The following is a 24,950-nucleotide window of genomic DNA, read 5'->3' as shown; positions in this document are numbered from 1 at the left end:
GTTACCTACCCGACGTCCCCGTCGACGTAGAACCACCGCCCGTCCTCCCGGACGAACCGGCTGCACTCGGCCAGCACCCCGTCGGTCCGGTGAGCCCGGAACTCGACGGTCCCGTCGGCGGAGAACATCGTCCCGCCCGAGCGCGCCACGATCTCCAGCCCCGTCCACACCGACCCCGGCTCCAGCCGCAACCGTCGCGGCCGCGTCGACGGATGCCACGACGCCAGCAGGTACGCACGGTCGCCCCGCACGAACGCGGTGTAGCGGCTGCGCATCAGCGCCTCCGCCGTGGCGGCGGGGCGCCCGGCGAGCACGGGGGCGCAGCAGGTGTCCTCGGGGCGGCCGGTACCGCAGGGGCAGAGCACGGTCGTCGAGCATGCCCCATCCGGCACATGTGAGGTGCCCGACCGACCCGAAGGGACAGTTGACCACCTCTGCGGACGTGTGGTCGTCTCATCCGTCGCCGTGCCGTGTACCGCAGGAGGAATGCCGACGTGACGGACTTCTACGACGTCCTGCACTCCCGCCGCGACGTCCGCACCGGCTTCCGGCCCGACCCGGTCGACGACGAGGTCCTCACCCGCGTCCTGCAGGCCGCGCACGCCGCCCCGAGCGTCGGGTTCTCCCAGCCCTGGGACTTCGTCCTGGTCCGCGACGCGGGCGTCCGCGAGCGCGTGCACGCCCTCGTCTCCGCCCAGCGCGACCGTTACGCCGCGTCGCTGCCCGCCGCCCGTGCCGAGGCGCTGCGTGCGATCCGGGTGGAGGCGATCCGCGAGACCCCGCTGAACGTCGTCGTGACCGCTGACGCCACCCGCGGCGGCCGGCACACCCTCGGCCGCCACGAACGCCCCGAGATGGGCCCGTACTCCGCCGCGCTCGCGGTGCAGAACCTGTGGCTGGCCGCCCGCGCCGAGGGCCTCGGGGTCGGCTGGGTGTCGTTCTTCGGCGACGACGGCCTCACCGAGCTCGGCTCGCTGCTCGGGCTGCCCGCGCACGTCGAGGTCGTCGCCTACCTGTGCGTGGGCCACGTCGACGCCTTCCCCGACCGCCCCGAGCTGGAGCAGCACGGCTGGGCCCGGCGGCGCCCGCTGGACTGGGCGGTGCACCAGGACACCTGGGGCGCTCGCGGGCTGCCCGGCGCCGCGCCCACCGCCCTGCTGGAGTCCACCGTGGACGCCGTGGCTCCGGTCGACGGGGCCGCCCGGGCCGCGGCCCGCGACCGGCTCGACCGGATGACCAAGCCGCGTGGCGCGCTCGGCCGGGTGGAGGACGTGGCCGTCGCGCTCGCCGGGATCGCCGGGGCCGAGGTGCCGCCGGTGCCGTCCCCGGCCGCGGTCGCGATCTTCGCCGGCGACCACGGCGTGCACGCCCAGGGCGTCACCCCGTGGCCGCAGGAGGTCACCGCGCAGATGGTCGCGAACTTCACCGCGGGCGGTGCGGTGGTGAACGCGTTCGCCCGCCAGCTCGGGTCGGAGGTCCTCGTCGTCGACGTCGGGGTGGCCGCCGGGCTCGACCCGGTGCCCGGCCTGCTGCCCCGCAAGGTCGCCCGCGGCACCGCCGACATGACCACCGGCCCGGCCATGACCCGCGAGCAGGCCCGCGCCGCGCTCGAGCACGGCATCGAGGTCGCCCGCGACCTGGTCGCCGCCGGGAACCGCTGCCTGCTCACCGGGGACATGGGCATCGCCAACACCACCGCCGCGGCCGCGCTGGTGTGCGCGTTCACCGGCGCCGATCCGGCCGTCGCGACCGGGCGCGGCACCGGCGTCGACGACGAGACCCTGGCCCGCAAGACCGACGTCGTGCGCCGCGCCCTGGAGCTGCACCGGCCCGACCCGGCCGACCCGCTCGGGGTGCTCGCCGCCGTCGGCGGGCTGGAACACGCGGGGCTGGCCGGGTTCGTCCTGGGCGCCGCCGCGCTGCGGGTCCCGGTGGTGCTCGACGGCGTCATCGCCGGCTCCGCCGCCCTGGTCGCCGCCGCGTTCGCCCCGGACGTCGCCGGCTACTGCCTGGGCGGGCACCGCTCCGCCGAGCCGGGCGGTGCGCTCGCCCTGGACCACCTCGGCCTCGCGCCGCTGCTGGAGCTCGACATGCGCCTCGGCGAGGGCACCGGCGCGCTGCTCGCGCTGCCGGTGCTGCAGGGCGCGGCGCGGGCGATGGCCGACGTCGCCACCTTCGACGCCGCCGGGGTCACGGACAAGACCGGTGGGTGACCCGCTCACCGTCGTCGGGGTCGGCGCCGACGGCTGGGCCGGGCTGCCGGAGACCCACCGCGACGCGCTGCGCGACGCCGAGGTGCTGCTCGGCGGGCCCCGCCAGCTCGACCTGCTGCCCGCCGACGTGGCGGGGGAGCGGCGGGCGTGGCCGTCGCCGCTGGTCCCGGCGTTGCCGGGGATCCTCGACTCCCTCGCCGACCGGCGCGTCGCGGTGCTCGCCTCCGGCGACCCGATGTTCTTCGGGATCGGCGCCACGCTGGCCCGCGTCGCCGGGCCGGACCGGCTGCGGGTGCTGACCCACCCGTCGTCGGTGGCGCTGGCCTGCGCCCGGCTGGGCTGGGGCTCGGAGCACGTGGCGGTGCTGAGCGTCGTCGGCCGCCCGCTCGACGCGCTGCGCCGGGCGCTGGCCCCGGGCGCCCGGCTGATCGTGCTCTCGGCCGGAGCCGGGTCACCCACCGAGATCGCCGGGCTGCTCGACGGCGCCGGATGGGGCGGCTCGCGGATGACGGTGCTGGAGCGGCTCGGCGCGCCGGACGAGCGCCGGGTGTCCGCCACCGCCGCGGCCTGGCGGGGCGACGCGGACGCGCTGAACGTCGTCGCGATCGAGTGCGTCCCCGACGCCGGGCTCGTCCCGCCGGCGGAGACGCCCGGCCTGCCCGACGACACCTACGACCACGACGGTCAGCTCACCAAGCGCGAGGTCCGCGCCGTCACCCTCGCCCACCTTGCGCCGCGCGCGGGGGAGCTGCTGTGGGACATCGGCGCCGGGTCCGGGTCGATCGGCATCGAGTGGATGCGGGCGCACCCGCGGTGCCGCGCGATCGCCGTCGAGACCCGTCCCGAGCGCGCCGACCGGGTCGCCGCCAACGCCGCGGCGCTCGGTGTCCCCGGCCTGCGGGTGGTGACCGGTCCCGCGCCGGACGTACTGGCCGGGCTGGAACGGCCCGACGTCGTCTTCGTCGGCGGCGGGCTGACCCGCGAGGGTGTCCTCGACGCCTGCCTGGCTGCGCTGGGCCCGGGCGGTCGCCTGGTCGCCAACGCGGTCACCGTCCAGACCGAGGCGGCACTGGCCGCCGCCCACGCCGCCCACGGCGGGGACCTCGTACGGGTGCAGGTCGCCCGCGCCGTCCCCGTCGGCGGCTTCCACGGATGGCGCCCCGCCATGCCCGTGACCCTGTGGAGCTGGAGGAACGTGCTGTGAGGACCGAGCTGTGACGGTGCACTTCATCGGGGCCGGCCCCGGTGCGGTCGACCTGCTGACGCTGCGGGCCCGCGACCTCATCGCGGCCGCGCCGGTCTGCCTCTACGCGGGCAGCCTGGTGCCGCCGGAGATGCTGGAGATCTGCCCGCCCGGCGCCCGCACCGTCGACACCGCGCTGATGACCCTCGACGAGATCCTCGACGAGATGGTGCGCGCGCACCGGCACGGGCTCGACGTCGCCCGCCTCGCCTCCGGCGACCCGTCGGTGTTCTCCGCGATGGCCGAGCAGATGCGCCGCCTGGAGGCCGAGGGCGTGCCCTACGACGTGTGCCCCGGCGTCCCCGCGTACGCGGCGGCGGCCGCGGCGCTGGGCCGCGAGCTCACCGTCCCCACGGTCGCCCAGACCGTGACCCTCACCCGGATCGCCGCGCGGGCGACCCCGATGCCGGAGAACGAGGGCCTCGACAAGCTGGGCGCCGCCGGCGGCACCGTGGTGCTGCACCTGGCCGTGCACCGGATCGCCGAGGTCGTCGACGCGCTCGCCCCGTCCTACGGCGGCGACTGTCCGGCCGCGGTGGTGGCACACGCGTCGCGTGCGCACGAGATCGTGCTGCGCGGGACCCTGGAACAGATGCCCAAGGCCGTCGACGAGGCCGGGATCCAGCGCACCGCCGTGATCATCGTGGGTGAGGCGCTGGCCGCCCGGCACTTCCCGGACTCGCACCTGTACAGCGCGGACCGCTGCCGGGCGCCGGAGGGCCCGGCTCAGTAGTCCTCGTGCCAGGCCCGGCCGTCGCGCTCGATCAGCGCGGTCGCCGAGGCCGGGCCGTGGCTGCCCGCGGTGTAGGGGCGCGGCCGCTGGTCGGTGGCCTCCCAGGTCCGCAGGATCGGCTCGGCCCAGCGCCAGGCGGCCTCGATCTCGTCGCGGCGCATGAACAGCGTCGGGTTGCCGCGGAGCACGTCCATGAGCAGCCGCTCGTAGGCGTCGGGCAGCCGGTCGCCGAAGGTGCGGGCGAAGCTCAGGTCCAGCGGTGCCGGGATCGGGCGGATCCCGCCGGGGCCGGGCTGCTTGGCCGTCATGTGCAGGCGGACGCCCTCGTCGGGCTGCAGCCGCAGGACGAGCCGGTTGGCCGGGATCTCCTCGCCGAACGCCGGGAAGATCGAGTGCGGGACCGGCTTGAACTGCACCACGATCTCCGACGCGTGCGTCGCCAGTCGCTTGCCGGTGCGCAGGTAGAACGGCACCCCGGCCCAGCGCCAGTTGGCGACCTCGGCGCGCAGCGCCACGAAGGTCTCGGTGGAGGAGCGCTCCCGCTCGCGCGGGGTCCCGGCGCGGGACTCGGCCAGCTCGGTGGCGTAGCCGGGCACGGCGGTGCCGTCGACGAGGCCCTCGGCGTACTGCCCGCGCACGGTGTCGCGCACGACGTCGGGACCGTCGAGCGGCCGCAGCGACTGCAGAACCTTGAGCTTCTCGTCGCGCACGCCCTCGCCGTCGATCTTGGCCGGCGGCTCCATCGCGACCAGGCACAGCAGCTGCAGCAGGTGGTTCTGCACCATGTCGCGCAGCGCGCCGGAGCCGTCGTAGTAGTCGGCGCGGTTCCCGACGCCGATCGACTCGGCGACGGTGATCTGCACGTGGTCGATCTGCGAGGCGTTCCACAGCGGCTCGAACAGGGAGTTGCCGAAGCGCAGGACCAGCAGGTTCTGCACCGTCTCCTTCCCGAGGTAGTGGTCGATCCGGTAGATCTGCTCCTCGGCGAAGACCGAGCCGACCTCGTCGTTGATCGCCTGCGCCGAGGCCAGGTCGGTGCCCAGCGGCTTCTCCAGCACGACGCGGGTGCGGTCGTCGACGATGCCGGCGGCCGCGCTGCCGACGCAGATCCGCCCGAACAGCTGCGGGGCGGAGGCGAGGTAGAGCACCCGGGTGCGCCCCGGGGAGGGCGCCCCGATCAGCTCCGACAGCAGCGACCAGTCGTCGTCGGCGACGTCGAGGGTCACGTGGTGCAGCCGGTCCAGGAAGCGGTGGTGCTGCGCGTCGTCGGCGCAGGCGTCGGGGCCGGCCCAGCGCGGCGCGGTGCGCCGCAGCTCGGAGTCGACCTTGTCGCGGTAGCCGGGGTCGTCGAGCCCGGATCGGGACACGGCGACGATGCGGGTGTCGTCGGCGAGCTGGCCGTCGCGGTCGCGGAGGTAGAGCGCGGGCAGCAGCTTGCGCATCGCGAGATCGCCGGTGCCGCCGAACACGACGACGTCGGCGGGGTCCATGACGGGAAGGGGGTGCGGCACGAGCCGTCTCCTCGGTAAGCGAACGGGTTCGGGTCGAGCGGTGCCAGGGCCCGCGTGACGGGGCACTTCCGCACTGTACCGATTCCGTTCCGCTCGCGAAAGGCGGAACGGCCTCGGTCAGGCCAGCCGGCCCGCCCCGTCCGACGGCGTGCCCGGGAACACGACCGGCTCGGCCCAGCCGCGCTGCGCGAAGGCCTCCCGCACCGAGGCGGTGACCGCGGCCGCCCCGTCGGCCTCGACCAGCGCGATCACGCAGCCGCCGAAGCCGCCGCCGGTCATCCGCGCGCCGGTCGCGCCGCCGTCGCGGGCCGCCTCGACGGCCACGTCGACGTGCGGGACCGTGATCTCGAAGTCGTCGCGCATCGAGGTGTGCGAGGCGTCGAGCAGCGGCCCGATCGCCCGCGGGTCCGCGCCGCCCGACAGCAGTCGCACGGTCTCGACGACCCGGGCGTTCTCGGTCACGATGTGCCGGGCCCGGCGCCGGATCCGCTCGTCGGCGATCCGGGGCAGGTCGTCCGGGCCCGCGTCCCGCAGGGCCGGGACGCCGAGGGCGGCGGCCGCGGCCTCGCAGTCGGCGCGCCGGGCGCCGTACTCGCCCGAGGCGTGCGCGTGCGGCGCCCGGGTGTCGACGACCAGCAGCTCCAGGTCGTGCGCCGGCAGGTCGAAGGGGACCAGCTCGACGGTGTCACCGCGGGTGTCGAGGAACACCAGCCGGCCGGCGCGCCCGTGCATCGAGGCCATCTGGTCCATGCCGCCCGTGGGGGCGCCGACGAACTCGTTCTCCGCGCGCCGCGCGATCCGGGCCAGCGTGGTCGGGTCGACGTCGGCCCCGGCGAGCCCGGCGAGCGCGACGCCGACCGCGCACTCCACCGCCGCCGACGACGACAGCCCGGCCCCGACCGGCACGTCGGAGTCCAGCTCCAGCTCCACCTCGCCGACGGGGTAGCCGGCCTCGCGGAACGCCCAGCAGGTCCCGGCCACGTAGGCCGCCCAGCCGGGCACCTCGCCGGGCACCACCGACGCCGCGGAGAACTCCACCGGGGCGCCCGGCTCCTGCACCGACCGGACCCGGCTACGGCCCCCGGCCGCGGGCGCCGCGGCGACGACGGCCCGGTGCGGCAGCGCGAAGGGCAGCACGAAGCCGTCGTTGTAGTCGGTGTGCTCGCCGATCAGGTTGACCCGCCCGGGGGCGAACCAGACCCCGGTCGGGGCTGCCCCGTGACGGGTGGCGAAGGCGTCGGCGACGGTGGACATGGCGGCTCCGGTCGAACGAGGGTGCTGGTCGGGAGGTGGGTGCGCGGCGGTGGCCGGGGGCGCGGGCACGGTAGCCGACCCCCGCACCGGCGGGCCGGGCCCCGGGGGCACGATGGCGGCCGTGACCGATGTCCATCACCGCCTCGACGCGGACCTGGCCGACCCGGTGACCTCCGCGCTGCGCGGACGGCTGAGCGGGTTCGGTGCGACCCGTGGTGCCGCGGTGCGCTTCGACCCGGAGGTGTCGCCGTTCGCGGCGCTCCCGCTCGACGCCGACGGGCACGGCAGCGCCGGGGACTGGGCCGACCTCGCGGCGCTCTGCGCGCCGGGCAGCGAGGTCGTGGTGGTGCGCGCCGCCGCCGGGCCGCCGCGGATCCCGGCGGGCTGGGAGCTGCTGCGCGCGTTCCCCGGGGTGCAGATGGACGGCGGCGCGGTGCCGGGCGCGGCCGCGGACGACCTCGTCGAGCTGGGGCCGTCGGACCGGGCGGAGATGGCGGAGCTGACCGGTCGTACCCGGCCCGGGCCCTGGCTGGCGCGCACCGCCGAGCTGGGCCGTTACCTCGGCGTCCGCCACGACGGCCGGCTGGTCGCGATGGCGGGGGAGCGCATGCGCATCGGCGGCGACGGCGCCGCCGGGGCGACCGAGATCAGCGCTGTCTGCACCGCCCCGGAGTTCCGGGGCCGGGGGCTGGCCCGCCGCCTGGTCGACGCCGTCGCCGCCGGGATCGTCGCCCGCGGCGAGCGCCCGGTGCTGCACGCGGCCGCGGACAACCACGGCGCGATCCGGCTCTACGAGGCGATGGGGTTCACGCTGTCGCGCACGATGCGGTTCGACCTTCTCCGCGCGCCGCACCGCTGAGCGGCTCAGGCCGACAGGGCGGCGTCGACGGAGCCGGGGGAGAGCACCTCGTCGAGCACCAGGATCGCGCAGCCCATCACGCCCGACCGCCCGCTGAGCAGGCCCGGCTCGATGCGCAGGTTCTGGGTGGCCGCGGCCATCGAGCGCCGGTAGATCGCCTCCCGCACGCCCGCGACGAGTGGGTCGAACGCCCCGACCAGGTCCCCGCCGATCGCGACCAGCGCGGGGTTGACCAGGTTCACCGCGGCGGCGAGGACCTCGCCGAGCCGGCGCCCGGCGATGCGCACCAGCCGCACCGCGTCCGGGTCGCCCTGCTTGACCAGGGCGACGACGTCGGCGATCGCGGTGACCGGCTGCCCGCACTCGGCGAGGTCGCGCACCAGGGCGCGGCCCGAGGCCAGCACCTCCAGGCAGTCGATGTTGCCGCAGCCGCAGCCGATGCCCGGCCCGTCGTGGACCGGGGTGTGCCCGATCTCGCCGGCCGCGCCCCAGGCGCCGCGCTGCAGCACCCCGCCGCAGACGAGCCCGGCGCCGACCCCGGAACCGATCTTGACCATCAGCAGGTCGTCGACGTCGGGGTGGGCGTCGTGCTCGGCCAGGGCCATGACGTTCACGTCGTTGTCGACCAGCACCGGGGCGGGGAAGCGGGTGGTGAGCAGCGGCGGCAGCGCGATCCGCTCCCAGCCGGGCAGCGCGGGGACACCCACCGACCAGCCGCGCGCGCCGTCGACGGTGCCGGGGATCGACAGCCCGATGCCGCGGATCGTCGCGTCGTCGACCCCGGCGGTGAGCAGCAGCTTCTCCAGCCGGATGACCGCCTCGGAGAGCAGGTGCTCCGGCCCGGCGGAGGCGGGGATGTCCACGACCTCCTCGGCGAGCACGGCGCCGGACAGGTCGCACACGGCGGCCTTGGACCGGCTGACACCGACCGACAGCGCCAGCACGGTGCCGCCCGCGGCGTTGAACTCCAGGCGTGCGGCGGGCCGTCCGCCGGTCGCGGCGGCGCCGACCACCTCGGTGACCAGGCCGTCGGCGAGCAGCCGGTCGACGCGCGCGGCGACCGCGGTCCGGGACAGGCCGGTCTCGCGACCGATCTCGGTCCGGGTCCCGGCCACGCCGTCCCGGACCAGCCGGAAGATCTCGCCCGCCGTGGCGGGCGCGCTGGTCGGGGTGCGTCCTCGCATTCGTCCAGTGAACCACAGGGCTTCGACCTGGTGAAACGCTGATCGGGTCTCACTAACGTCTTGTGAGTACATAAGTCAGTCGGTAGAGTGCCTATCGAACGGTTCGCCACGCACCCCACCACCTGGAGATCGACGTACCGTGACCGCTTCCGTGCCGCTGCACCCCGTCGTCGACGCCGTCACCCGGCGGGTGACCGCCCGCTCGGCCACCACCCGCGCCGCCTACCTCGAGCGCATCCGCGCGGCCGCCGCCGCGGGGCCCGCCGCCGGCCCCGGCCGCGCCGACCTCGGCTGCGCCAACCTCGCCCACGCGGTCGCCGCGTGCGGGCCGGACAAGCTGACCCTCACCGCGTCGCCCGCCCGCAACATCGGCATCGTCACCGCCTACAACGACATGCTCTCGGCCCACCAGCCGTTCGAGACCTACCCCGGGCGGATCAAGGCCGCGGCCCGTGCCGCGGGCGGGGTCGCCCAGGTCGCCGGCGGGGTCCCCGCCATGTGCGACGGCATCACCCAGGGCCGCGCCGGCATGGAGCTGTCGCTGTTCTCCCGCGACGTCATCGCCCTGTCCACCGCCGTCGCGCTGAGCCACGACATGTTCGACGCCGCGGTGCTGCTCGGGGTCTGCGACAAGATCGTCCCCGGGCTGGTGATGGGCGCGCTGTCCTTCGGGCACCTGCCGGTGCTGCTCGCACCCGCCGGTCCGATGACCTCGGGCCTGCCGAACAAGGAGAAGGCCCGCGTCCGGCAGGCGTTCGCCGCGGGCGAGGCCGACCGCGCCGAGCTGCTCGAGGCGGAGTCGGCCAGCTACCACGGCCCCGGGACCTGCACCTTCTTCGGCACCGCGAACTCCAACCAGCTGCTGATGGAGGTCATGGGCCTGCATCTGCCGGGGTCGTCGTTCGTCAATCCCGGCACCGCGTTGCGCGACGCCCTGACCGACGAGGTCGCCCGCCGCGCGCTCGCCGCCGCGGGTGACCCGGACACGGCGATGGGTGCGGTCGTCGACGAGAAGGCCGTGGTCAACGGGATCGTCGCGCTGCTGGCCACCGGCGGCTCCACCAACCACACGATGCACCTGGTCGCGATGGCCGCCGCCGCGGGCGTGCAGATCACCTGGGACGACTTCTCCGAGCTGTCCGCCGTGGTGCCGCTGCTGGCCCGGATCTACCCCAACGGCACGGCGGACGTGAACCACTTCCACGCCGCGGGCGGCATGCAGCTCCTGATCCGGGAGCTGCTGGAGCACGGCCTGGCCCACGACGACGTCCGCACGGTCGACGGTCCCGGCCTGTCCCGCTACACCCACGAGCCCTTCCTCGACGGGGACACCCTCGTGTGGCGTGAGGGCACCACGGAGAGCCTGGACAAGTCGGTGCTGCGTTCGGTCGCCGACCCGTTCTCCCCGGACGGCGGGCTGCGCGTGCTGCACGGCAACCTGGGCCGCTCGGTGGTCAAGACCTCCGCCGTCGAGCCCGACCACCGCGTCGTCGAGGCGCCGGCCGTGGTCTTCGACGACCAGGACGACCTGCTGGCCGCGTTCGCCGCGGGCGAGCTCGACGGGCGTGACCTGGTCGCCGTCGTCCGGTACCAGGGACCGCGCGCCAACGGCATGCCCGAGCTGCACAAGCTGACCCCCGCGCTGGGGCTGCTGCAGGACCGCGGGCACCAGGTCGCGATCGTCACCGACGGCCGCATGTCCGGCGCCTCGGGCAAGGTCCCCGCCGCGCTGCACGTCACCCCGGAGGCCGCGCAGGGCGGACCGCTGCGGAACGTGCGCGACGGCGACCTGGTACGCCTGGACACCCTGAACGGCACCCTGTCCCTGCTGGTCGACGCCGACGAGTTCGACGCCCGCGAGCCCGCCCGGCCAGCCGGCCCGTCCGGCCCGACGACGGGCACCGGACGTGAGCTGTTCGCGGCGTTCCGCGCCGCGGTCGGACCCGCCGACACCGGTGCGACCGTCGTCCTGCCCCACTGAGGGACCGGTTGAGAGACCGTCCCGTCCGAGAGGAACCATGAGCGAGAAGCTGCTGGAGCTGGCCCCCGTCGTCCCCGTCGTCGTGCTGCACGACGCCGCGACGGCCGTCCCGCTCGCCCGTGCCCTGGTGGACGGCGGGCTGCCGGTCATCGAGGTGACCCTGCGGACCCCGGCCGCGCTCGAGGCCGTCCGCCGGATCGCGGCCGAGGTGCCCGACGCGGTCGTCGGAACCGGGACCGTCCGCACCCCGGACGACGTCCGCGCCTCGGTCGACGCGGGCGCCCGCTTCCTGGTCAGCCCCGGTGCGACGCCGCGGCTGCTCGACGCGATGGAGGACTCCGGGCTGGACTTCCTCCCCGGCACCGCGACGATTTCGGAGATGATGGCCGTCGCCGAGCGCGGCCACACCGCCTGCAAGTTCTTCCCCGCCGAGGCCGCGGGCGGGCGCCCGTTCCTGGCATCGGTCGCCGGGCCGCTCCCGGACCTGCGGTTCTGCCCGACCGGTGGGATCACCGTCGACTCGGCACCGGGCTACCTGGCCCTGCCCAACGTCTCCTGCGTCGGGGGCTCCTGGCTCGCCCCGGCCGACGCCGTCGCCGCGGGCGACGTCGACCGGATCCGCGGCCTCGCCGCGGCCGCCGCCGCGCTGGGCTGACGGCGCGGGCCCACGAGCACGGCCCTGGCCGCGGCCACGGCCAGCAGGAGGTAGACCAGGATCAGCGCCCATCCGGCGATGTCGCTCATCGCGTCATCGTGCGCCCGCGGCGACACCGACGGGCCGGGTCCTGACGCGATCCTGACGCCCGGGGACGGCACGAGGGGGCCGCCCCCGGGCGTCCGGTGCGGGAGGTGGCGAGCGCCTCGAAAGGGCTGACGCGGGGGCCCGGGACCGTTAAGATTTCGTCCTGGTGTGCCGGGAAGTCTGGTCGGCGAGCGCTGCCCCCTGCCCTCCCGACCTCCCCGGAGCCCCGTGAACACCACCCCCTCCTCCCGTCGCCTGTTCGCCCGCGGTTCGTGGGCGCAGGCCCGTCGCGTCGCCGACGTGCTGCGTGCCGAGACCGTCGGCGGCGTCCTGCTCGTCATCGCGGCCGCGGTCGCGCTGCTGTTCGCCAACTCGCCCTGGCGCGACGCCTACACCGCGCTCGCCGGGTTCACCGTCGGGCCCGCCGCGCTGCATCTGGACCTGTCGCTCGCGACCTGGGCCGCCGACGGTCTGCTCGCGATCTTCTTCTTCGTCGTCGGGCTGGAGCTCAAACGCGAGTTCCTGGCCGGGGACCTGCGCGACCCGCGCACGGCGTTGCTGCCGGTGGCGGCGGCCGTCGGCGGCATGGCGGTGCCCGCGCTGATCTATGTCGCGATCAACCTCGCGAACCCCGACGCGCTGGTCGGCTGGGCGATCCCGACAGCCACCGACATCGCGTTCGCGCTCGCGGTGCTCGCCGTCATCGGGACGCACCTGCCCACCGCGCTGCGGACCTTCCTGCTGACCCTCGCCGTCGTCGACGACCTGCTGGCCATCACGATCATCGCGGTCTTCTACACCGACCAGCTGTCGGTGCCTGCGCTGCTCGGTGCCCTCGTGCCGCTCGCACTGTTCACCCTCGCGGTGCAGCGTGGGATCCGTTCCTGGTGGGTGCTGCTGCCGCTCGCCGCGGTCACCTGGATGCTGGTCCACGAGTCGGGGGTGCACGCCACCGTCGCCGGGGTCCTGCTCGGGTTCGCGGTGCCGGTCCTAGGGCGTCGCCGGGTGCACGGGGTGTCGCTGTCGGAGCACTTCGAACACCGCTGGCGCCCGTTGTCGGCCGGCTTCGCGGTGCCGGTGTTCGCGTTCTTCGCCGCCGGAGTCACGGTGGTCGGCGGCGACGGTGACGGCGGTGGGTTCGGCGCGGCCCTGGTCGACACCGTCACCCTCGGCATCGTCGCCGGCCTGGTGGTCGGCAAGACCGTGGGCGTGCTCGGCTCGACCTGGCTGGTGCAGCGGTTCACCCGGGCCGAACTGTCCGACGACCTGTCCTGGTGGGACCTGCTCGGCCTCGCGCAGCTGGCCGGGATCGGGTTCACCGTGTCGTTGCTGGTCGGTGAGCTCGCGTTCGGGACCGGGACCCCGCAGGACGACCACGTCAAGATCGGGGTGCTGTGCGGCTCGCTGCTCGCGGCGCTGCTGGCGACCGTGGTCCTGCGTTCCCGCAACGCCCACTACCGGCGTCTCCATGCGGTCGAGACGCGCGACGACGACGGTGACGGGGTGCCGGACGTCTACCAGGAGGGCGATCCCCGCCGGGACGGCTGAGGCGCCGGGTCAGCGGTGGTCGGCGCGGGCCGCGGCGTGCCGCACCGCGGCCGGTGACAGGCCACGACGCCCGCGGTCCCAGTCACCGGTGTCCGGGCGCACGCACGGCAGGGCGTGCACGAAGCTGCGGGCCGGTCCGCCGTCGGCCGCGGTGCCGCCGTGGGTGCACATCCGCAGCGGCTCGCGGGTCGGGTCGATCGGGTTGAGGCAGCGCTCGCACAGCGCGTCCCGGATCACGCGGCCCACCGCCCGGCCGGGACGACGGTGCCCGCGGGGACACACGCCGCGACGTGCACGACGGCCTCGCGCCAGGTCACCTCGCCGGCCGCGTCGGCCGACTCGATGTGGGACAACCGGTAGACGCGCTCGGTCGCGGCGTCGACGGGGGCGTAGCAGCGCTCGCAGAGCTGGATCATCGGGCTCGACCTCGCGGCTCTCTCTCGGGATCGGACGGCCAGGATCTACCCACCGGCCATCGTCCGGACACCGGAACGTGACCGGCGCCGCTGTGTGGGCCGCCCCACCTGACCTGCGGCGTCGTCATCGGTGAGCGGGCGGGCGGTGTCGCGGCGGGGAACGGCGGGGGCCCCGTCCTAGACTCGGCGGTTCCCCGTACCCGACCGCTCCGGGAGTTCCTCCGTGCGCTTCGTGCACGCCGCCGACCTGCACCTCGACAGTCCGCTGCGCGGCCTGTCGCGGCTCGGCGACTCCGGGCTCGCCACGACGCTGCGCGCGGCGACCCGGCGGGCCTGCGAGAACCTCGTCGACGCGGTCGTCGACTCCCGGGCCGAGGCGCTCGTGCTGCCCGGTGACGTCTACGACGGCGACTGGAAGGACTACGCGACCGGCGCGTTCTTCGTCCGGCAGCTCTCGCGACTGCACGACGAGGGCATCCCGGTGTTCCTCATCAGCGGCAACCACGACGCCGAGTCCGAGATCACGCGGTCGCTGCGGCTTCCGCCCAACACCCACCGGCTCTCGGTGGACGCGCCCGAGACCGTCGTCGACGACGACCTCGGCCTCGCCGTGCACGGCCAGGGCTTCGCCCGCCGCGCGGTGCTGGAGAACCTCGTCCCCGCCTACCCCGACCGGATCCCCGGTCTGGTCAACGTCGGCATGCTGCACACCTCGGTGCAGGGAGACGACCGGCACGACACCTACGCCCCCTGCCGCCCCGAGGACCTGTCCGGCTGCGGCTACGAGTACTTCGCCCTCGGGCACGTGCACGAGCAGCGCGCCGTCTGCGACGGCCCGCACCCGGCCTGGTTCTCCGGGAACCTGCAGGGCCGCCACCCGCAGGAGCGCGGCGCGAAGGGCGCCCTGCTCGTCGACGCGGCCCCCGAGCGGTGGGCGACGGTCACCCCGCTGGTCCTCGACGTCGCCCGCTGGGAGCTCGTCGAGATCGACATCGCCGGGCTCGGCGGCGCGGACGAGGTCTACGAGGCCGTCGAGTCCGCGCTGCGCGAGCGGTGCGCCGCCGCCGCGCCGCGCACCGTCGTCGCCCAGGTGACGCTGCACGGCGCCGGGCCGGCCGCCGCGGACCTCACGTCGGCCGAGGGGGTCCGCACCGAGCTGGAGCTGCTCGCCGAGCGCTGCGGCGCGGTGCTGGAGAAGGTCCGCAACCGCACCCGCCCGCCCGCCGGGGCGCTCGCCGTCGACCCGGAGCTGACCGCCGCGGTGTCCGCCGCCGCGGCCGGTCTGGCCGCCGACCCGGACCGCATCCGCGAGCTCGCCGCTCCGCTGGAACGCGAGGTCGGCCGTAGGCTGCGCGAGGCGGGCCTGCTGGACCTGCGCGACGACGAGCGCCTCGCAGCGCTGGCCCGCCAGGCCGAGCAGCAGCTGCTGGCCCGGATGGCCGGGGCGTGAGCACGACCGCGCGGCTGCGGACCCTGGTCCTGGAGCGCTACGGCGCCTACGAGGGCCGCGAGCTGACCCTCGGCGACGGTCTGACGATCGTGTCCGGCCCCAACGAGGCCGGCAAGACCACCCTGCTCGACGCCCTGTCCGACCTGCTGTGGGGGATGCCCCGGCCGGTGCGCCACGCCTACGCCGTCGGCCCGTCGCGGCTGGCCGTCTCGGCCCGGGTCGCCGCTGCGGGGGCTGAGACCGTGCTCCGCCGCACCACCCGCGGCCTGCACGACGACACCGGCGCCGTCGCCGACCCGCCCTGGGGTGAGTCCGGTGCCGACGCCCGGCGCCGCTGGCGGGAGGGGTTCGGGCTCGGCCACGAGGAGCTGCGCGAGGGCGGCCGGGCACTGTGCGCGGGGGAGGGGGACCTCGCCGAGCTGGTGTTCACCGCCCGCAGCGGCCGCGACGCCCGCGCGCTGATCGCCGCGCTGGACGCCGAGGCCGACGCCCTGTTCAAGGACCACCGGGGTAACCGGTCGGTCGAGGTGCGCGCGGCGTTCGCACGGTTCACCGAGACCGAGAAGGCCGTGGGGGAGCGGGTGTCGCGGGCCGGTGAGGTGACGGCGCTGGCCGAGGAGATCGCCCGGCTGGAACGCCGCGCCGCGGAGCTGACCCGCACCCGTCGCGCGGCGGCGGGGGCGGCGGACCGGGCCCGGCAGGCCGTCCGCGGCCAGGGCCCGGCCCGGGAGCTGGCCGCGCTGCGCGCCGAACGCGCCGCCCTGTGCGCGACCGGCGCCGCCCTCGACGCGGCCTCGCTGGAGGAGTACACCCGCGCCACCGCCGCGCTGGCCGACGCCGAGACCGCCCGCGACGAGCACCGTGCCACCGCCGACGCACTGCGGGCCCGCCGCGCCGAGCTCGACCTCGACGAGGACCTGCTCGCCGACGCCACCCGGGTCCGCGAGCTGGAGTCCGCCGCGCAGGCCCGCCGCGGCGACGCCGAGCGGGCGGCCCGGCTGCGCGCCGACGCCGCCGAGGCCCACCGCCGCGCGGAGGCCGCGCTGGCCGGGCTGGTCGCCGAGGACGGGCGCAGCCCCGCCGACCGGCTCGCCGCCGTCCACCTGCCGGCCGACCGGGCCCGCGACCTCGACGAGCACGCCCGTCGCCTCACCGAGGCGATCGCGGAGCAGGCCCGTGCGGAGCGGCTGCACACCGACGCGCTCGCCGAGGTCCGCGAGGTGGCCGACGTCCCGGGCGGTCTCGACGCCGACCGGGTCGGCCGGGTCGCCGAGGTCCGCCGCGCGATCGAGGCCGAGGGTTCGGCCGCCGCGCTGTGCCGGGCCGCCGTCGCCGAGGGTGACGCCGCCCGCAGCCGGCGCGCCGAGGCGCTGGTCGCGGCCGGGTACCGCGGCACCCCCGACGGCACCCCCGACGGCACCCCTGACGGCCCCGCCGTCGACGGTCGCGGTGTGCTGGCCCCGCCGCGCCGCGAGGTCCGGGAGCTGCGGGCCGCACTGCGCACCGCCGAACAGGAGCAGCGCGGCGCCGAGCGGGCCGCCGCGGACGCCGTGGAGCGCGCGCACCGCGCCCGGGCCGCCCGCGACGGGGTGGCCGCCGACGGCCGCCCGGTCGGCGCGGACGCGCTCGCCGCGGCCCGCGCCGCCCGTGACGCCGCGCTGGAGCAGCTGCTCGCCGCGGGGCCGGGCGGCGCCGCCGCGGCCGCGGGCAGGCTGTCCGCCGCGCTCGCCGGGGCCGACCGGGTCGCCGACGACATGATCGCCTCCGCGGACCGGGTCGCCGAGCTGGCCCACCGGGACGCCGAGCTCGACACCGCCGACGCCGAGGCCGCCCGCACCGCGGCCGCCGCCGCCGCGGCCGGGGAGCGCACCGCCGCCGCGGCCGCTGCCTGGGCGACGCTGTGGCGGGCGCACGGCGTCGCCCTCCCGGACCCGGACGACGCCGACGCCGTCGTCGCCGCGCTGGCCGAGGCCGCCCGCGCCGAGGACGACGCCGCCCGCGCCGACGAGCGCCTGGCCCGGCTGCGCGACCAGGCCGAGGTGCAGGAACGGGCGCTGGGCTCCGCGCTCGCCGCGGCCGGGCGCCCACGCGACGGCGCCCCGCTGGACGTGCTGCTCGTCGCGGCCGCCGACCTCGCCACCGAGGCCGAGCACGCCCGCGACCGTCGGGTGCTGCTGGCCCGGCTGCGCAGCGAGGCCGAACGCGCCGGGGGAGCGGCCGACGCCGCCCGCCACGAACGGGAGCTGGCCGCCCAGCGCTGGCGGTTCGCGCTGCGCGGCGCCGGGCTGCCCACCGACCTCGAGCCCGCGGGCTGGGACACCCGCCGCGACACCGTCGCCGACGCCCGCACCGCGGGGGCGCTCGCCCGTCAGGACGACGAACAGGCCCGCCGCCTGGAGCGCGCCGTCGCCGCGCACGGGCGGGCGGTCGTCGCGCTGGTGGAGCGGCACCTGGAGCCCGCACCGACCGGTACCGCGTCCGCGGACCGGCTCGGCGAGCTCGCCGACCGCGTCCGCGAGGTCACCAAGGCCGCGGTGTCGGCCGGCCATCTTGACGACGGCATCACCGCCGCCGAGGACGACGCCGCCCGCGCCGCCCGCAGTGCGGCCGCGGCCACCGCGGTGCTGGACCGGCTCGCCGTCGAGCTGGCGCTGACCGAGGCCCCGGAGCCGGGCGGGCTGGAGGCCGCGGCGCAGCGCGGCGCGCACGTCGCCGTGCTCGACACCCGCATCGCCGAGCAGGAGCGGCTGCTGGCCGCCGCGGCGCCCGACCTCGACGCGGACGAGCTCGTCGCCGCCGCCCCGGACACCGAGCCCGGTGCGCTGACCGAGGCCCTGGACCGGGCCGAGGCCCACGAGCGCGAGCTCGGGGCCGAGCAGGACGAGGTCCGTGAGCAGCTGGGCGGGCTGCGGGCCCGGCGCCGCGAGCTGGAGGAGGCCGAGGGGGCCGCCGAGCTGTACGCCCGCGCCCAGTCCGAGCTGGCCGGCGTCGCCGACGCCGCGGAGCGCTACCTGGTGCTGCACCTGCAGCGCGAGATCCTGCGTCGCGAGCTGGAGGCCTACGAGCGCAGCCACGCCTCCCCGCTGCTGGTCCGCGCCGGGGTGGTGCTCGAACGCCTCACCGGTGGCCGGTTCGTCGCGCTGCGGCCCCCGGCCGAGGCGGGCGGCGCCGGACGCAGCCTGGTCGCGGTGCGCGCCGACGGCGAGGAGCTCGCCCCGACCCGGCTCTCGGAGGGCACCGCCGACCAGGTGCACCTCGCGCTGCGCCTGGCCGGGATCGAGCAGCTGCAGGCCGACCGGGTCGCCGCCGGGCTGCCGACGGTGCCGGTCGTGTTCGACGACGTCCTCATGACCTTCGACGACGAGCGCGGCGCCGCCGCCGTCGCCGTGCTGGGGGAGCTGGCCGCCACCGCGCAGGTGCTGCTGTTCACCCACCACGAGCACGTCGTCGGGCTCGCCCGCGACGCGGGCGTCGGGTTCACCGTCGCCGAGCTGGGGCCGCCCGCCCCGGTCGAGATCGTCGGCGACGCCGACACCGCCCGCGCCACCCCGCTGGCCGGCTGAGCGGAGCGATCACGGAGACTCACCGACGTGGACGCGTGCGGTGAACGGTTCGTGATCGTCAGCGGCGACTCCCGGGCCGAGGTCGACGAGGTCGGGGCGGCGCTGGCCGGGTTCTCCCAGGGCGGCCGGGTCCGGGTCGAGCCGCACCCGCCCACGGCCCGCCCGCCGAAGGGCTCTGGCGCGGTCCTCGCGCCCTGGCCGAACCGGGTCCGCGGCGGCGCCTGGACCCACCGCGGGACCCGCAGGCAGCTCGCGTTGACCGAGCCGGACGCCGGCAACGCCATCCACGGCCTGCTGCGGCACGTGCCCTGGACCCCCGTGGAGCGGGCGGGGGACCGGATCACGCTGACCGCCGTCGCGCCGGTGCAGCCCGGCTGGCCGCAGCCGGTGCGGGTCACGGTGACCTACGCCGTCGGCCGCGACGGGCTCACCGTCACCACGGTCGTGGAGAACCTCGGGGACGCGCCCGTCCCGTTCGGCCTCGGCTTCCACCCGTACCTGCGGGTCGGTGACGTGCCGACCGACGAGTTGGAGCTGACCCTGTCCGCGCGGACCGAGCTGCCGCTGCGCGACCAGCTCCCGGACGGCCCGGCGCGGCCGCTGGACGGCGCGGTCTCCCGGACCCGGCTCGCCGGGCTGGTCCTGGACAGCGCGTTCGGCGGCTGCACCCCCGGCGACGGCCCGGACGGCGGTGCCGACGGCCGGGTCCGGCACCGCGTCGGGTCCCGGGACGGCGGCGGCACCGAGCTGTGGGCCGACGCGGCGTTCGGCTGGGTGCAGGTCTTCACCCCGTCGGACTTCCCGCGCCAGGGCCCGGACGGAGCGGTGACGCCGTCGCGGGCGATCGCGGTCGAGCCGATGACCTGCCCGCCGGACGCGCTGAACTCGGGCACCGACCTGATCGAACTCGTCCCCGGCGAGTCCCAGGTGCTGCGCTGGGGTGTCCACGCCACCGGGTGATCCGGATCATCCCCGGAGCGGAATACCGGCGAGGTCGTTGAACGCTCTACCTTCTGTGACTGCCCAGACCGCTTCCCCGGTGCTCCTGCCCCGCCTCGACGAGGCCGGCCGCGCCGCCCTGTTCACCGAGGCCCGCACCGCCAACACCTTCACCGACGAGCCCGTCACCGACGAGACGCTCCGCGCGGTGTGGGACCTGGCCCAGTGGCCGCCGACCGCGGCCAACACCCAGCCGCTGCGCGTGACCTTCGTCCGCAGCGACGAGGGGAAGCGGCGTCTGCTGCCGCTGCTCGCCGAGGGCAACCGGGCCAAGTCCGAGGCCGCCCCGGTCGTCGCGATCCTGGCCGCGGACCTCGACTTCCACGAGCACTCGGACACCACGTTCCCGGTCAAGCCCGGCTTCCGCGAGGGCCTGGAGTCCCAGGGCCGTGCGGGCCGCGAGCCGATGGCGCGGTTCAACGCCTCGCTGCAGATCGGCTACGTCCTGCTCGCCGCCCGCGCGCACGGCCTCGCCACCGGCCCGATGGCCGGCTTCGACGCCGACGCCGTCACCGAGGAGTTCTTCCCCGGCGGCCGGCACCGCGCGCTGCTCGTGGTCAACCTGGGCCACCCCGGCCCGGACGCCTGGCACCCGCGGCTGCCCCGCCTCGACGCCGCGGACGTGCTCGACTTCGCCTGAGCGCGCCACGACCGCACCGACGGGGGCGTCCGCACAGCGGGCGCCCCGTCGGCGTCGGAGCTCACCCGCAGGTCTGCAGCGCCGCCAGCAGGCTCGACGCCCGGTCGTCGACGTCCTCGGCGCGCATCTCGTTGGTGAGGAAGGAGAACCCGAGCCCCCGCTCGGGCCAGGCACCGTGCCGCCCGCCGCCCGCGCCGGAGTGCCCGAACGCGACCGGCTCGGGTCCGTAGGTCCCGATCGGGTCGGCGAGCTCGAAGCCGAGGCCGAACCGCAGTGGCCGGTCGTTGACCGCATCGGTCCCCTCCGACCAGGTCCGGGTGGCCCGGGCCAGCGCCGCGGCCGGTACCGGGGAGGCCCCCGGTACCGGGCCCGACGGGCACAGCGCCGCGTAGAACCGGGCCATCGACGGCGCGCTCGCCAGGCCGGCCCCGGCCAGCCCGCCGGACCGGTGGTAGGCGCCCGTGTTCGGCAGGTCCGGCTCCTCGAGCAGCGTCCGGTACATCCGTTCGACGAGTCGTCGACGCCGCGGGTCGGTGAGGAACGTCGAGATCCGGTAGTCCGGGTCGCGCACGATCCGCGCCGGTCCCGGTGGGGCCGCACCCAGGAACACCCGGGCACCGGGGACCTGCGTGACCAGGTCGCGCACGACCGCACGGGGGTTCCGCCCGGTGACCCGCGCCAGCAGCTCCGCGGTCATCGCCCCGTAGGTCGTCGGGTGGTAGGCGACCGCCGTGCCCGGCTCCCACAGCGGCTCCTGCCGGGCGAGCACCGCGGCGCACGCCCGGTCGTCCCACCGGTCGGCCCCGACCGGCTCGGGGTCGGGGTACAGCAGCCCGAGGGTGTGCGAGAGCACCTGGCCGACGGTCACGCACTCCTTGCCGCCCGCAGCGAACTCCGGCCAGTACCGGGCCACCGGAGCGTCCGGCTCCAGCCGGTCGGACACCGCCGCGCAGGCGGCCGCGGTCAGACCCTTGGTGCCGGAGAACAGCACCGCGACCGTGTCCGCCTCCCAGGGCCGTCCGGTGGCGGGGTCGGCGAGCCCGCCGTGCAGTTCGACGAGCACCTCCCCGTCGCGGACCACCGAGAACGCGACGCCGGCACGGCTCCCGGCGAGCACCGCGGCGAAGGCGTCCGCGACGGCGGAGTACCCGGGCGCGACGGTGCCCCGCATCCCCCCGCTCATCGGACCGCCGCCATCGACGGCGTGTGCGCCAGCAGCTCGCGGGTGTAGTCGTTCGCGGGGTTCGACAGGACCTCCTCGACGGTGCCCTGCTCGACGATCCGGCCGCCCTGCAGCACCGCGATCCGGTCGGCCACCTCGCGGGCCAGGGCGATGTTGTGGGTCACGAACACCATCGCCGTGCCCAGCTCCCGGCGGACCAGGGCGAGCAGGTCCAGGATCGCGGCCTGCACCGACACGTCCAGCGCCGAGGTGACCTCGTCGCACACGAGCACGTCCGGTGCGGTGACCAGGGCCCGCGCGATGGCCGCACGCTGTCGCTCGCCGCCCGAGAGCGACCCCGGGTAGCGCGCCGCGAACGACTCGTCGAGCCGTACCTGGCGCAGCATGTCCAGCACCCGGGCCCGGCGGCTGCCGGCGTCGGCGTCGGTGAGGTGGCGCAGCGGCACCTCCAGCGACCCGGCCAGGGTCCGGCGCGGGTTCAGCGACGCGAACGGGCTCTGGAACACGTACTGCACGCTGCGCAGCTGGGCGTGGGACCGCGGGGTGGTCAGCTCCTCGCCCTTGAGCGTCAGCGTCCCCGAGTCCAGCGGCAGCAGCCCGGACAGCCCGCGGGCCAGCGTGGTCTTCCCCGAGCCGGACTCGCCGAGCAGCATCAGGCACTCGCCCGGCCACAGTTCCAGGTCCACCCCGTCGAGGACGGTGGTCGCGCCGTAGCGCTTCCCGGCGCCGGACACCCGCAGCACCGGCTCGCCGCCCGCGTCGCCGCTCGGGACCGGTGTCCGCTCCATACGCCGGTCCAGGTCGGGCACCGCGGCGATCAGGCCCCGCGTGTACGGGTGCTCGGGGGCGGTGAGCACCCGGGCCACCGGCCCGGTCTCGACGACCTCCCCGGACTGCATGACCGCCACCCGGTCCGCCAGCCCGGCGACGACGGCGAGGTCGTGGGTGATGTAGAGCGCCGCCGTCCCCGACCGGGTCACCAGCTCCCGCACGGTGTCCAGGACGAGGTCCTGGGTGGTGACGTCGAGCCCGGTCGTCGGCTCGTCGAGCACGACGACGTCGGGCCGGTTCGCGAACGCGGCCGCGATCCCGACCCGCTGCTGCTGCCCGCCCGAGAGCTGGTGCGGGTAGCGGGCCAGGAACGCGTCGTCGTCGGGCAGGCCGACCTCGGCGAGGACCTCCCGGACCCGGCCGGTGACGTCACCGTCCCAGGAGTGCGCCTCCAGCACCTCGGCGACCTGGGTGCCGACCCGCAGCAACGGGTTCAGCGACAGCGCCGGGTCCTGCGGCACGTAGCTGACCAGCCGGCCGCGGACCCCGCGCAGCGTGACCTGGTCGAGGGTGAGCAGGTCGTCGTGGGTCTCGGTGTGGCCGTGGAACGCCATCGTGCCGCCGGTGTGCGCGAGCCCGGTCCGGAAGTGGCCGAGCGCGGCCAGTGCCGCCGTCGTCTTCCCGGAGCCGGACTCGCCGACCAGCGCGAGGATCTCACCCGGGGCGACCGCGTAGTCGACACCGTGCAGCACCTCCCGCCCGCCGGTGGTGGACACGCGCAGGCCCGTGCAGCCGATCGTGGGTGTCGCGGTGGCGGTCATGCGCCCTCCCCGGTGGTGTCGGCCGACTCCTTGGCGAGGGCGTCGGTGATCATGTTGGTGCCGACGGTGAGGACCGCGATGGCCAGCACCGGCAGCAGGACGCCCCAGGGGGCGACGATCAGCGCGATCCGGTTCTCGTTGATCTGCAGACCCCAGTCCGCGGCCGGCGGCTGCACGCCGAGACCGAGGAACGACAGCGAGGCGATGTAGCCGATCGAGTAGGTCAACCGCAGGCCCAGCTCCACCATCAGCGGGCCGGTGATGTTCGGCAGGATCTCGGTGCCGAGGATCCGGCGGCGCGGGACGCCGTACATCCGGGCGGCCAGCACGTAGTCCTGCCCGGCGACCGACAGCGTGGCCTGCCGCGCGACCCGGGCCACCCGGGGGATGTGCGAGATCCCGATGACCAGCACCAGCAGCCAGACGGACGAGCCGAGCACGGCCACCGCGAGCAGCGCCAGCACCAGCTGCGGGAACGACAGCAGCACGTCGCCGCCCCGCATGATCAGGGTGTCGAGCCGGCCGCCGGAGTACCCGGCGAGCATGCCGGCGACCGCACCGCCGACCAGGCCCAGCGCGGTCGCGGCGAGCGCGTAGAGCAGGACCGGCCCACCACCCGCGAGGAAGCGGGCGACCACGTCGCGCCCGAGGTCGTCGGTGCCGAGGACACCGTCCGAGCTGAACGGGCGGCCGGCGAAGTCGTCGACGCCGAAGCCGGTCAGCAGAGGGCCGATCGTCGGCCCGAGCAGGGCGACGGCGACGACGACCAGGGTCAGCGCTGCGCCGATCCGGGCCTGGCGGCGCCGGAAGGTGCGCCGGACGAGTCCGGCCGGTGCGGACGCGGCGCCGGAGGTGACGGGGGGACCGGTGATGCTCATCGGGTACCTCCGGAGGTACGGATCCGCGGGTCGGCCAGGATCCCGGCGACGTCGGCGGCCAGGTTGACCACGACGTAGAACGCGGCGATCAGCATCGAGATCGCCTGGACCACCTGCACGTCGCGGTTGTTGACGGCGTCGATCAGCGCCTGCCCGATGCCGGGGTAGCGGAACAGGAACTCGACCACCACGACGCCGCCGGCCAGCCACGCCAGCTGCAGTGCCAGCACCTGGGCCACCGGCCCGATCGTGTGCGGGACGGCGTGGCGCAGCAGCACCGTGCGTTCGGGGAGGCCCTTGAGCCGGGCCATCTCGACGAACCCGGTGTCGAAGGTCTCCGACAGCGTCGCCCGGGTCATCCGGACGACGTAGGGGATCACGACCAGGGCCAGGGTCAGCACCGGCAGCACGAGCTGCTCGGGCCGGCTCCACACCGGCTCGCCCGGCCGGGCGATCGTGACCGACGGCAGGACCTGCAGCACCGAGGTCGCGAACAGCACCACCAGCAGCACGCCGATGACGAACTCGGGCAGGGCGGCCAGCACCAGGCTGCTGCCCGACAGCGCCGAGTCGGTGCGGGTGCCGCGGCGGACCGCGGCCCAGGCGCCCAGCGCCAGCGCGACCGGGGTGGCGACGACCGCGGTCAGCACGAGCAGCACCCCGGACGCCGCGATCCGGCCTCCGAGCAGCTCGGTGACCGGTCCCTGGGTGGCCGCGGAGTAGCCGAGGTCGCCGGTGAGGACGCCGCCCAGCCAGCCGAGGTAGCGCTCCCAGACCGGCCGGTCCAGGCCCAGCTGCTGGGTCAGCGCCGCGACCCGTTCCGGGGTGGCCTGCTGGCCGAGGATGGCGCGCGCCGGGTCGCCGGGCAGCAGCAGCGTCGCCGCGAAGACCAGCAGCGACACCACGAACAGGACCAGGACGCTCACCAGCAGCCGCCGGAGGATCATTCTCGTCACGAGGC

The 24,950-nt window shown here is 76.2% G+C and carries 21 protein-coding genes; 11 read left to right on the top strand and 10 right to left on the bottom strand.

The window, feature by feature from the left end; genetic code table 11:
* Positions 1–5: 5 nt before the first annotated feature.
* On the bottom strand, positions 6–365 hold the full coding sequence (locus tag AC0GKK_RS02435) for a YchJ family protein (RefSeq protein ID WP_083474068.1): 360 nt from the start codon (positions 363–365) through the stop codon (positions 6–8).
* Between the two features lie 129 nt (positions 366–494).
* Here AC0GKK_RS02435 and cobT point away from each other — a divergent pair, with 129 nt between their 5' ends.
* From cobT to cobM, 3 genes are read left to right on the top strand one after another with little or no spacing between them, the layout of a single operon-like run.
* On the top strand, positions 495–2,213 hold the full coding sequence (gene cobT / locus AC0GKK_RS02430; RefSeq protein ID WP_489883048.1) for a nicotinate-nucleotide--dimethylbenzimidazole phosphoribosyltransferase: 1,719 nt from the start codon (positions 495–497) through the stop codon (positions 2,211–2,213).
* Positions 2,206–3,417 carry a precorrin-6y C5,15-methyltransferase (decarboxylating) subunit CbiE gene (gene cbiE / locus AC0GKK_RS02425; protein ID WP_178373872.1) on the top strand — a complete coding sequence of 404 codons (1,212 nt, stop codon included), beginning with the start codon at positions 2,206–2,208 and terminating at the stop codon, positions 3,415–3,417. The genes cobT and cbiE overlap by 8 nt, the downstream gene beginning before the upstream one ends.
* Before the next feature lie 10 nt (positions 3,418–3,427).
* Positions 3,428–4,189, top strand: a complete 762-nt coding sequence (gene cobM / locus AC0GKK_RS02420) for a precorrin-4 C(11)-methyltransferase (protein WP_178373871.1) — start codon at positions 3,428–3,430, stop codon at positions 4,187–4,189.
* On the opposite strand, the gene zwf is transcribed toward cobM, so the two are convergent.
* Positions 4,183–5,679 carry a glucose-6-phosphate dehydrogenase gene (gene zwf, locus AC0GKK_RS02415; RefSeq protein ID WP_226357024.1) on the bottom strand — a complete coding sequence of 499 codons (1,497 nt, stop codon included), beginning with the start codon at positions 5,677–5,679 and terminating at the stop codon, positions 4,183–4,185. The two genes, cobM and zwf, sit on opposite strands and share 7 nt — an antisense overlap.
* A 138-nt stretch (positions 5,680–5,817) precedes the next feature.
* On the bottom strand, positions 5,818–6,954 hold the full coding sequence (gene galK / locus AC0GKK_RS02410) for a galactokinase (protein ID WP_346108817.1): 1,137 nt from the start codon (positions 6,952–6,954) through the stop codon (positions 5,818–5,820).
* Positions 6,955–7,075: 121 nt separating this feature from the next.
* Here galK and AC0GKK_RS02405 point away from each other — a divergent pair, with 121 nt between their 5' ends.
* Positions 7,076–7,813, top strand: a complete 738-nt coding sequence (locus AC0GKK_RS02405; RefSeq protein WP_489883047.1) for a GNAT family N-acetyltransferase — start codon at positions 7,076–7,078, stop codon at positions 7,811–7,813.
* 5 nt (positions 7,814–7,818) lie between these two features.
* Here AC0GKK_RS02405 and AC0GKK_RS02400 read toward each other — a convergent pair whose 3' ends face one another.
* Complete coding sequence (locus AC0GKK_RS02400) at positions 7,819–8,997, bottom strand: ROK family transcriptional regulator (RefSeq protein WP_062394813.1); 1,179 nt, start codon at positions 8,995–8,997, stop codon at positions 7,819–7,821.
* Positions 8,998–9,136: 139 nt separating this feature from the next.
* Here AC0GKK_RS02400 and edd point away from each other — a divergent pair, with 139 nt between their 5' ends.
* The 3 genes from edd (at position 9,137) to nhaA (ending at position 13,268) form a co-directional block, all read left to right on the top strand.
* Positions 9,137–10,978 (top strand): phosphogluconate dehydratase, encoded by a 1,842-nt coding sequence (gene edd, locus AC0GKK_RS02395; RefSeq protein ID WP_489883046.1) that lies wholly within the window; start codon positions 9,137–9,139, stop codon positions 10,976–10,978.
* Positions 10,979–11,015: 37 nt separating this feature from the next.
* A complete protein-coding gene (gene eda / locus AC0GKK_RS02390; RefSeq protein ID WP_062394815.1) occupies positions 11,016–11,633 on the top strand; it encodes a bifunctional 4-hydroxy-2-oxoglutarate aldolase/2-dehydro-3-deoxy-phosphogluconate aldolase in 618 nt (205 codons plus the stop codon).
* A 315-nt stretch (positions 11,634–11,948) separates the two neighbouring features.
* Complete coding sequence (gene nhaA, locus AC0GKK_RS02385; protein ID WP_489883045.1) at positions 11,949–13,268, top strand: Na+/H+ antiporter NhaA; 1,320 nt, start codon at positions 11,949–11,951, stop codon at positions 13,266–13,268.
* 9 nt (positions 13,269–13,277) lie between these two features.
* Here nhaA and AC0GKK_RS02380 read toward each other — a convergent pair whose 3' ends face one another.
* A complete protein-coding gene (locus AC0GKK_RS02380) occupies positions 13,278–13,505 on the bottom strand; it encodes a hypothetical protein (protein WP_139282747.1) in 228 nt (75 codons plus the stop codon).
* Complete coding sequence (locus AC0GKK_RS02375) at positions 13,502–13,684, bottom strand: hypothetical protein (protein ID WP_062394822.1); 183 nt, start codon at positions 13,682–13,684, stop codon at positions 13,502–13,504. Before AC0GKK_RS02375 ends, AC0GKK_RS02380 begins: the two co-directional genes overlap by 4 nt.
* 223 nt (positions 13,685–13,907) lie before the next feature.
* Between AC0GKK_RS02375 and AC0GKK_RS02370 the strand changes: the two genes are divergently transcribed.
* From AC0GKK_RS02370 to AC0GKK_RS02355, 4 genes are all read left to right on the top strand, one after another.
* Positions 13,908–15,134, top strand: coding sequence for a metallophosphoesterase family protein (locus AC0GKK_RS02370; protein ID WP_489883044.1), 1,227 nt, complete (start codon positions 13,908–13,910; stop codon positions 15,132–15,134).
* Positions 15,131–18,697: an AAA family ATPase gene (locus AC0GKK_RS02365; protein ID WP_489883043.1), complete on the top strand. Its 3,567-nt coding sequence runs from the start codon at positions 15,131–15,133 to the stop codon at positions 18,695–18,697. Before AC0GKK_RS02370 ends, AC0GKK_RS02365 begins: the two co-directional genes overlap by 4 nt.
* Before the next feature lie 27 nt (positions 18,698–18,724).
* Positions 18,725–19,657, top strand: a complete 933-nt coding sequence (locus tag AC0GKK_RS02360) for an aldose 1-epimerase family protein (protein WP_073574956.1) — start codon at positions 18,725–18,727, stop codon at positions 19,655–19,657.
* A 79-nt stretch (positions 19,658–19,736) separates the two neighbouring features.
* On the top strand, positions 19,737–20,336 hold the full coding sequence (locus AC0GKK_RS02355; RefSeq protein WP_346109369.1) for a malonic semialdehyde reductase: 600 nt from the start codon (positions 19,737–19,739) through the stop codon (positions 20,334–20,336).
* A 61-nt stretch (positions 20,337–20,397) separates the two neighbouring features.
* On the opposite strand, the gene AC0GKK_RS02350 is transcribed toward AC0GKK_RS02355, so the two are convergent.
* The 4 genes from AC0GKK_RS02350 to AC0GKK_RS02335 are packed head-to-tail and all read right to left on the bottom strand — an operon-like array spanning position 20,398 to position 24,945.
* A complete protein-coding gene (locus tag AC0GKK_RS02350; RefSeq protein ID WP_489883042.1) occupies positions 20,398–21,507 on the bottom strand; it encodes a serine hydrolase domain-containing protein in 1,110 nt (369 codons plus the stop codon).
* Between the two features lie 8 nt (positions 21,508–21,515).
* Positions 21,516–23,111, bottom strand: coding sequence for an ATP-binding cassette domain-containing protein (locus tag AC0GKK_RS02345; protein WP_489883041.1), 1,596 nt, complete (start codon positions 23,109–23,111; stop codon positions 21,516–21,518).
* Entirely contained in the window at positions 23,108–23,989 is an 882-nt protein-coding gene (locus tag AC0GKK_RS02340; protein ID WP_489883040.1) for an ABC transporter permease, read from the bottom strand. The genes AC0GKK_RS02345 and AC0GKK_RS02340 overlap by 4 nt, the downstream gene beginning before the upstream one ends.
* Positions 23,986–24,945: an ABC transporter permease gene (locus AC0GKK_RS02335; RefSeq protein ID WP_178373966.1), complete on the bottom strand. Its 960-nt coding sequence runs from the start codon at positions 24,943–24,945 to the stop codon at positions 23,986–23,988. The genes AC0GKK_RS02340 and AC0GKK_RS02335 overlap by 4 nt, the downstream gene beginning before the upstream one ends.
* Between the last annotated feature and the right edge of the window lie 5 nt (positions 24,946–24,950).

The sequence above is a fragment of the Pseudonocardia sp. P-1 genome, from assembly GCF_058111925.1.
This window is presented reverse-complemented; position numbering and strand designations above follow the sequence as displayed.